2 protein-coding genes and 2 pseudogenes are annotated in these 5,214 nt (G+C 59.4%); 3 read left to right on the top strand and 1 reads right to left on the bottom strand.

Annotated elements, in window-relative coordinates:
* Positions 1–273: 273 nt before the first annotated feature.
* On the top strand, positions 274–1,014 hold the full coding sequence (locus tag ACXMYJ_RS28430) for a PD-(D/E)XK motif protein (RefSeq protein WP_460359467.1): 741 nt from the start codon (positions 274–276) through the stop codon (positions 1,012–1,014).
* Positions 1,011–3,995, top strand: a complete 2,985-nt coding sequence (locus ACXMYJ_RS28425) for a Z1 domain-containing protein (RefSeq protein WP_460359466.1) — start codon at positions 1,011–1,013, stop codon at positions 3,993–3,995. The genes ACXMYJ_RS28430 and ACXMYJ_RS28425 overlap by 4 nt, the downstream gene beginning before the upstream one ends.
* Positions 3,996–4,047: 52 nt before the next feature.
* Here the strand turns inward: ACXMYJ_RS28425 and ACXMYJ_RS28420 are convergent.
* A pseudogene (locus ACXMYJ_RS28420) lies at positions 4,048–4,398 on the bottom strand (IS3-like element ISMysp3 family transposase); the annotation flags it as partial.
* A gap of 48 nt (positions 4,399–4,446) precedes the next feature.
* On the opposite strand from ACXMYJ_RS28420, the pseudogene ACXMYJ_RS28415 reads away from it, so the two are divergent.
* Positions 4,447–5,087 (top strand): annotated as a pseudogene (locus ACXMYJ_RS28415) (IS3 family transposase); the annotation flags it as partial.
* Positions 5,088–5,214 lie beyond the last annotated feature (127 nt).

The raw sequence follows: 5,214 nt of genomic DNA, 5'->3' as shown, positions 1-5,214 counted from the left end.
CCACAAAGGCAAGCTACTCGAACGACCCACCGACATCACCCCACCAACACCGCCTTCAAACGGTGACGAGAGCACCGGAACGGAGGTCGCCTGAAACACCCCGATCCACAGGTATTGACAATTTCTCCTACCTGTCAACTCGAGTTCGACCCCACTGCGGGTCGAATCACCCTCATCACCGAGTACCAGCCACCCGAGCCCAATCTTGCAAGGCTGCAACACATTAGCTTCGAGGCCCTATACATCGACGGGCGAGAAGTTGCGCGGGTAACCGTGCACACCGCCAACAACGTTCACGGTGCGTACGGCCTTCTTGCCGCGATCGCGGATGAGATTCAGTTAGCTAAGTCACCGTTGGCCCAGGCTGTCTCGGCGGGTGTGGAACAGTACAAAGACATGCTGACATCGCGGGGAGGACTGACGGCTGAAGAAGAGACCGGACTCGTGGGCGAGCTGATTTTCCTTGACTATCTAGTCCGCACAGTCGGTGCAGGCCCGGGAGTGGACGCGTGGCGTGGGCCCTACGCGGAGGAGCACGACTTCGTCTTCGATGGCTACGACATCGAGGTCAAGACCACTGCTTCCGAGCGAAGACGGCACATCATTAGCGGATCGAGCCAGCTCGTTCCCCGCCACGGTGCTTCACTTTGGATGCTCTCGCTCCAAGTCACTAGAGCCGGGCAAGCCGACGGCCGGACACTGGCGGGATGGGTGGCTACCGTTCGAACGCTCGCGGGCGGACATGTTGCATACCTCGATGAACTGCTACGAACCGCTGGGTGGAACGTTGCGGACGCCGATTTGTACCCAACGATCTGGGGCCTGCGAAACCGCCCCCGCGCTTATCTCGTCGGGCCGGACTTTCCCGCGATCACCGAGTCGATCTTACAAGGCGCCGTGCCCCAAGCGGGCTGCTTGTCGGACATTTCGTACAGAATCGACGTCACTGACTTGAAGTTCGACGCATTGCTGGCCCCCCTGTTGGGGTTCGTGGAGGAGGGGATCAACCGATGACCGCTGAACGGCCCAAATGGGCGGACGCATTGAAGGAACTACTGACCGGATTGGCAAACGGGCAGCCAAAATCGCTGCTCTCCGGGCTCGCATACTTCGCTCAGTCGCCGGTGACAACCGACGATCTCAGCGCGTACCTCACGACAGCGAGCGAGAACGATCCGACCCTCACGCAACTCCGCCTAGCGCTCGCTCGATGGGACGCCGACGAGGTCGGCACGTATGCAGACCTCCATGGGTCGCCAACATCGCCCCGATCGGACGCCCGGCGGGCCGCCGTATACACCGCACTGGATCTGGGTTCCGACGTTTCCGCGACATTGAGCGCGCGAGCTCCTGTCTTCAAGAAGCCGGTAATCGAAATCTCAAGGAAGTTCGAACCCTGGTATGCGCTGGCGAGGAGTCAACGGACGAGCGTGTATTGGGACGATTACGAACGCTATCTGCGAGACACCAAAGGGTGGTCTGCCGAAGCAATCTCCGCTCTCGACGAGACGACCACCGACGTCATCGAGCGGTTGAGTGACCCCACGCGCGACACCGTGAAACAGACAAAGGGGCTGGTCGTCGGGTATGTGCAGAGCGGCAAGACCGCCAATTTCACCGGGGTTGTCGCGAAGGCAATCGATGCTGGCTATCGACTGATCATCGTCCTTACTGGAACCATCGAGATTCTGCGCGCCCAAACCCAGCGACGTATGGACATGGAACTAATGGGTGTTGAGAACATTCTCAAAGGCCAAGATCCTAGTGACCCGCAAGTGGCAAAAGAACTGGACTACCAACAGGATACGGAGTGGCTGGCGAATCGCTTTCTCCGTCACGGCATTGCGCTCGACCAGGACGGGGTTGTCCACATTGATCGCGTCACTACACACCGGAGCGACTACAAGAGGCTTCCTCAGGGCCTGACCAAGCTCAAGTTCCACAAGTACGACAAGACGAAGACACTCAACGACCCGGCTAACCTCTTCCGGTCTGACGCATACGTCGCGGTGATAAAGAAGAATCCCGCGCCTCTTCGCAAGCTGATCGCAGACTTGAAGCCAATCCAGGGAGATTTGGCCCAGTTACCGGTACTCCTTATTGACGACGAGTCCGACCAGGCGTCCGTGGACACGACCAATCCGTCGAAGTGGGCCAAGGAGACGTCGGCAGATCGTCAACGCACGACCATCAACAAGCTTATAACGAGCCTGCTTGAACTCTGTCCGCGTGCACAATACGTCGGCTACACAGCCACTCCGTTTGCGAACGTCTTTGTAGACCCGGACGATGAGCGTGACCTATTCCCTTCGGATTTCGTGTTATCGCTCCAGCGGCCGATCGGCTACATGGGTGTGCAAGAGTTTCACGATGTCGGCAAACGCTGGGATGACGAAGACAAGACCCTAGCGACCTCCAATGAGCTGGCCTACGTGAGAAGCCTCGTCGGGGACACGGACGATGATCCCGACCGGAGACGAGCCGAATTGCAGGAAGCCATCGATGCATGGGTTCTCAGTGGAGCGATGAAGAAGTTCCGCGAGTCCGTCTCCACCGATTCGTTTCGGCATCACACCATGCTCATTCACGAATCTGTGAAGCAGGCCGAACATCTCGGGACGGCAGAAGATGTACGTACGATCTGGAAAACATCCAGACACACCTCGGCAGCGGGGTTGAGCAGGCTTCAGAAGCTGTATGACACGGACTACTACCCGGTCATGTTGGTCCGTTCTCAGGGGCACGCCGTACCCGACTCGTTCGAGACGCTCAAACCGTTCATCGCATCGGTGATCGCGCAGATGACCACGGATGGCGACCCGGTACTAATTGTAAACTCCGACAAGACTATCCAGGATCAGCAGAAGAAGCTCGACTTCGAGGCTGAGAAAGTCTGGCGCATTCTCGTCGGAGGGACACAGCTGAGCCGCGGATTCACCGTAGAAGGCCTCACCGTCTCCTATTTTCGGCGGAAGGCTGGCCAAGCAGATACTTTGATGCAGGCGGGTCGTTGGTTCGGATTTCGGCCCGGCTACAAGGATCTGGTCCGTCTTTACATTCGGCGGGACACGAAGGTGGATCTATACGAGGCGTTCGAAGCGCTACTGTTGGACGAAGAAGCGTTCCGCGAAGAATTGCGCCAGTACGAAGGATTCGACAGCGAGGGGCTTCCGTTGGTGGAACCTCGCCAGATTCCGCCGTTGGTCAGCCAGCACCTTCCGTGGCTGCGGCCCACTGCTCGCAACAAGATGTGGAACGCCGTGATCGACTCCAAAGCTACTGCAGGCGGCATTCAAGACCGGTACGGTCTACCACCGCGCGGTGACGCCGAGAACGAAGGCAATCTGATCGAGGTCGGAATTCCATTGCTCGCCGCAGCATCCCGCAAGGCAACCCTTCACTATGAGTTGGCCCGCGGTGACGAAGGCGACGTTCAAGTCAAACTTGGGACGGTAACTGCAAAGCAGTTCCAGACTCTCTTTCGGAGGCTGCGGTGGCACCCTCAGTATGACGAGGTGATCAAGCCATTCACCAAGTTCCTCGACAATGCGACTAGCAGTGGCCGGATCACCGAGTGGGTAGTGGTTTGGCCCCAACCCCAAAAGTCCATGGGCACAGTGAAATTGGAGGGGATTGGGGCGGCACCAGTCATCAGAAGAACCCGTAGAACCGGGGGACGTATCGACTTCGTAGGCTCCGATCGCAAGCACGGCAACGCCGTCCTTGGGATTGCGCGCGGTGAGGCGATCGGAGGCTTGCCCGCCGCGGATGGCCGAGGGGTTGTTCTGATTTATCTAGCTGACGACCGGTCCGCTCCGTCGGTACCGTTGTCGACTGCGAACGTGGTACCGCTTCTGTCCATCGCAGTACCGAAGTCGGCGACGCCCCATAAGAGGGACCTCATCCAGTGGACAGTCCGAGTTAAAGCGCAGGAGGCCGACGCGGCGGTGGATGTCGAGTCAGCGATTAGCGAACATGCTCCTGGTTTATCTTGACCAGAATGCGTGGGTGGCGCTGTTGAATCGCCCCGGGTTTGATGCGCACCGGTTATTGGTGTGCAGCCCTTGAGTTGGCCGCGTTTGTAGCGTAGTGGACGTCTTCGTACTCGATGGGTGGGATGCGGCCCAGGCGGTGCATGAGGCGGTCGGCGTTATGCCAGTGCACCCACTCGGCGGTGAGCAGTTCCACGTCGGCCAGACGGCTCAGAGGACCGCGACGAAACGGTGAATCATCGCGGACGGCTTCGGTCTTGTAGAGCCCTATGGTTGTCTCTGCCAGTGCGTTATCGAAGGCATCCCCGACTGTCCCGATTGAGGCCACCAACCCAGACAGCGACAGGGTCTCGCCGAACCGCACAGACGTATATTGGGCGGGTTCAATCGGTCGTTGCAATGAACCACCCCGGGTTTGATGCACACCTTCTTTCGAGGGAAGGTTGTTTGCATCATGGCAAAGAGGTACGACGATGAGTTCAAGGCCCGGGCGGTGCGGTTGGTCGCCGATCATGCCGAGGAGTACGACACCCGCACGGCGTGCATTACCGCGGTCGCCAAGCGGTTGGGGGTGTCCTACGAGTCGCTGCGCCGCTGGGTCAACCAGACTGAGGTGGACACCGGCCAGCGTGATGGGGTGTCAACCGGCGTCGCCCGTGAGAATAGAGAGCTCAAGCGCAAGAACCGTGAGCTTGAGGAAACCATCGAGATCCTGAAGGCGGCAACAACTTTCTTCGCGCGGGAGAGCGACCCGCGACACCGCTGATCTGTGCGTTCATCGCCGAGCATCGCGCTCGGTTCGGGGTCGCTCCGATCTGCCGCGTGCTCACCGAGCACGGCTGCCAGATCGCCCCGAGAACCTTCTACGCCTGGCTGACCCGACCCCCATCAGCGAGGGCCCTGTGGGACACCGTCATCACCGAGGTACTGGCCGGCTACTACGAGCCCGACGAGCAAGGCCGCCGCACACCGGAGTCACTGTACGGGGCCACCAAGATGTGGGCTCACCTGCAACGACAAGGCATTGTGGTGGCCCGTTGCACCGTGGAGCGCCTCATGCGGGCCAACGGTTGGCGCGGGGTTACCCGCCGTAAGACCTGAGTTTGGACACCTTGGCTGATTCTCACATTCTGTAGTCGCTTGACCTGCAGCGTTGCTCTGGCTGGTGGGTGTTTTGGGGTACTAATCGGGGTAGGTTCGTGCGGTGGCGTACGTGCGGAAG

The organism is Mycobacterium sp. ZZG, assembly GCF_054786995.1.
The sequence above is the reverse complement of the archived record's forward strand: the minus strand, read 5'-3'. Positions and strand labels throughout refer to the sequence as shown.

Excerpts from the sequence above, each read along its gene's own strand:
- ACXMYJ_RS28425 (WP_460359466.1), top strand. The coding sequence starts at position 1,011 with ATGACCGCTGAACGGCCCAAATGGGCGGACGCATTGAAGGAACTACTG.